Annotated in this window: 1 protein-coding gene; it reads right to left on the bottom strand. The window is 47.4% G+C overall.

The features are described 5' to 3' along the window. A partial coding sequence (locus A3761_RS07840) for a molybdopterin-dependent oxidoreductase (protein ID WP_156491734.1) occupies positions 1-487 on the bottom strand: 487 nt, incomplete at both ends.

The following is a 487-nucleotide window of genomic DNA, read 5'->3' as shown; positions in this document are numbered from 1 at the left end:
TTGGTGCCGTCTTACCTGGAATCAGGTCACACTCACCTTTCCACCATGCTTTCACACCCTCTGGCTGAGCAAGCTCTCCTGGTGTGTCGTGCTGAAGCGGTACCGTGACCAAATCTTTCTCAACACCCAAGTGGCCTTCACAAAGTTCAGAGAACTTCTTGGCAATACCTTTGAAGATATCCCAGTCAGATCTCGATTCCCAAACCGGGTCAATCGCTTTAGAAAGAGGGTGAATAAACGGATGCATATCCGACGTATTCATATCGTCTTTTTCGTACCAAGTTGCTGTAGGTAATACAACATCTGAATACAAGCAGGTAGTCGACATACGGAAGTCTAGCGTCACTAGCAAGTCGACCTTACCCTCGACTGGCGTATCGTGCCACTTAACATCTTCTGGCTTCTTGGCGCCACGTTCATCAAGGTCTTTACCTTGAAGACCGTTCTTAGTACCTAGAAGGTGACGAAGCATGTATTCATGACCCTT

The sequence above is a fragment of the Oleiphilus sp. HI0123 genome, from assembly GCF_001635315.1.
Note: the sequence above shows the minus strand (reverse complement) of the source record. Positions and strands in the feature narration are given on the sequence as shown.